Genomic DNA, 2,755 nt, shown 5'->3' on the forward strand with positions numbered 1-2,755 from the left:
TCCGCGAGATTGTGACCGACGGCGAGCACCGCCCACACAGCTCCGAACGTCGCGAGAGTCGCGACCTGCTCAACGCTCGTCATCGGGCACCGCCAGCAGCAGCGTTAGTGCAGAGAAGGCCGCGCACGGCAGAGACCCGGAGGGGACCCAGATCTGGCCGGGAGTCCAGCCGCTGGTGGCGAGCACCGAGGAGGAGGCGCGCCGCCTCATCGGTGAGCTGCACGAGCTGGTGCCCGACATCGTCGCCGTCAGGGCGCTCCAGGAGCAGTTGGGCGATCTGGACCTGACGCGCTACCCGCTCGACGGACCCGTTCCGGACATCCCGTCGTCCAACCGCTCGTCCAGCACGGCCGCCATGTGGACGTCACTCGCCCACCGGGAGAATCTGACACTGCGTCAACTTGCTCTGCGGCAGGTCGCCGACTTCTTCGCGGGGACGCCCGAGCAGGTGGCGGACCACATGGAGCGCGGGTTCACCGGGCGCGCGGCCGACGGCTACATCGTGGACTTCCCTCACCTCCCCAGCTCCCTCGACGCCTTCGTCGACCATGTCGTACCGGAGCTGCGGCGCCGCGGGCTGGTGGACGAGGAGTACACCGAGGGCACGCTCCGCGAGAAGCTGGGGCTGCCCGCCCCGTCCCGCCACGACACGACGACCGACGCGACGACGACCGGCGCGACGGCACACGAGGCAGGTGCCGCATGACCCAGCACGATGGCCGCATCACCCTGTTCGCCCCGCTCGTCACCGCCACGGACACGGGAAACACCGACGGGCGGGACACCGCGGACAGCCCGTTCACGGAGGTACGCGGCCGCGCCGGAGAGGCTGAGGCCGCCGGGATCGACGCCCTGCTGCTCCATGACAGCCAGTCGGGCGAACGGACGCACTTCGAGGCGGGCACACTGGCGAGCGCCCTGGCGGTCTGCACCCGGACCGTGGGGCTCGTCGCCGCCATCTCCACGGAGCACGCGCTCCCGTACCACGTCGCCCGGGTCCTGGCCACGGTCGACCACCTCACGGCGGGGCGCGCCGGCTGGCAGCCGATGACCGGAGGCGATCCGGACGCGGTGGCCAACTACCACGGGAACGGCAGCGGTTCGGCGTCGGCGCGGCGATCGCGAGCCGTGGAGTTCACCACCGTACTGAGGGGCCTGTGGGACAGCTTCGACGACGACGCGTTCGTCAGGGACCGGGACTCGGCCCTCTACTTCACCCCCGAGAAGCTGCACCCGCTCGACCACCGGGGCGAGCACTTCGACGTCGCGGGCCCCTTGAACATCGCCCGGCCGCCGCAGGGGCATCCCCTCCTGGTCCACCGCGTGACGGACACTTCCGACAGCGACGACCTCGCGCTCGCCGCACGCTTCGCCGACGTCGTCCTCCTCCCGGCACAGAGCGGCCAGGAGGCCGCCCGGGTCCGCGAGGCCGTGCACGAGCGGGCCCGGGCGGCCGGACGGAGCACCGGCGGCATCGCCGTACTGCTCGACTGGCCGGTCGAGGGCGGACCGGAGGAGGCCGGACGGCTGACGCGCCTGTACGACGCGGGCGCGGCCGACGGCTTCACCCTCGTCACCCCGGCGGGTGCGGCAGGGCCGGCGCACAAGGCCGTCCTGGCTCTCGCGGCCGACGTCCGGGCGAAGGAGGGACGCACCCGGCCGACGGCCCGGCCCGGCGCCACCCTGCGCGAGCGCCTGAACCTGCCCCGCCCGGCGAGCCGCTACGAGACGGCGCCTCAGGCAGTGCTGGAAGCGCAGGAAGCGTCCGGCCACCCCTAGTCCCCGAACCGCCCCGGCCCGGCCCGACCGGGGCGGTTGGCGCGAAGCCGGGGCGACGCAGATCACGGAGCGAACGGCATCGCGGAGCAGTGGGTCCCTGGGTATCCTCACCTCGCCCCAGCAGAAAGCTACCGCTTAGTAGTTCACGAACCCCGCTCACGCAGGTCCGAGGAGCCTTTCATGCAACTCACTGCCATCACCGTGTCGTTAACCATCGCGCTGATCGGTGTCGTCCTGTTCGTCCGCGCCATCGCGCAGCTCTTCCGCTTCATCAGGATCGGCCGTCCGGTGCCCCCGCGATGGCGCACGAACGACCCCGTCGTACGGACGGTCACCGTGGTCAGGGAGTTCCTCGGCCACACACGGATGAACCGCTGGGGCGTCGTGGGCGTCGCCCACTGGTTCGTCGCCGTCGGCTTCTTCTCCCTGCTCCTCACCATCGCCCACGCCCTCGGTCAGCTGTTCAAGGCGGACTGGGCGCTGCCGGTCGTCGGCGGCTTCCTCCCGTGGGAGCTGGTGGTCGAGACGTTCGGCACGATGATGATGGTGGGCATCCTCACCCTGATCGTCATACGGGTGGCGAACCTCCCCTCGCGGGCGGGCCGCAAGTCGCGCTTCACGGGCTCCAAGATGGGCCAGGCGTACTTCGTCGAGGCCGTCATCCTCACCGTCGGCGTCTCGATCATCCTGTTGCGGGGCCTTGAGGGCGCTCTGCACCACGTCGACGGTTACGAGGCCGCGTACTTCATCTCGTACCCCCTGGTCCTGGCCTTCAGTGAGCTGAGCACCGACACCCTCCACCAGGTGGTGTACGTGGTGGCGATGGTCAAGATCAGTACGTCCTTCATCTGGATGACCACCATCTCGCTGAACACGAACATGGGTGTGGCCTGGCACCGGTTCCTCGGGTTCCCGAACATCTGGTTCAAGCGGAACGCGGACGGCGATGTCGCGCTCGGCGCGCTGCTGCCGATGA

At 70.4% G+C, this 2,755-nt stretch carries 2 protein-coding genes and 1 pseudogene; all 3 read left to right on the top strand.

The features are described 5' to 3' along the window. Positions 1 to 175: 175 nt before the first annotated feature. The gene (locus CIB93_RS36845) at positions 176 to 706 is read left to right on the top strand and encodes a hypothetical protein (protein ID WP_096633116.1); all 531 of its coding nucleotides are present in this window, start codon (positions 176 to 178) and stop codon (positions 704 to 706) included. Next, positions 703 to 1,779 (top strand): LLM class flavin-dependent oxidoreductase, encoded by a 1,077-nt coding sequence (locus CIB93_RS36850; RefSeq protein ID WP_096633117.1) that lies wholly within the window; start codon positions 703 to 705, stop codon positions 1,777 to 1,779. Before CIB93_RS36845 ends, CIB93_RS36850 begins: the two co-directional genes overlap by 4 nt. A gap of 180 nt (positions 1,780 to 1,959) precedes the next feature. Then, a pseudogene (locus CIB93_RS36855) lies at positions 1,960 to 2,755 on the top strand (Fe-S oxidoreductase); the annotation flags it as partial.

The organism is Streptomyces sp. WZ.A104 (genome assembly GCF_002382885.1).
Taxonomy (GTDB): domain Bacteria; phylum Actinomycetota; class Actinomycetes; order Streptomycetales; family Streptomycetaceae; genus Streptomyces.

Coding starts and splice junctions, on each gene's coding strand:
- CIB93_RS36850 (WP_096633117.1), top strand. CDS start 703: ATGACCCAGCACGATGGCCGCATCACCCTGTTCGCCCCGCTCGTCACC.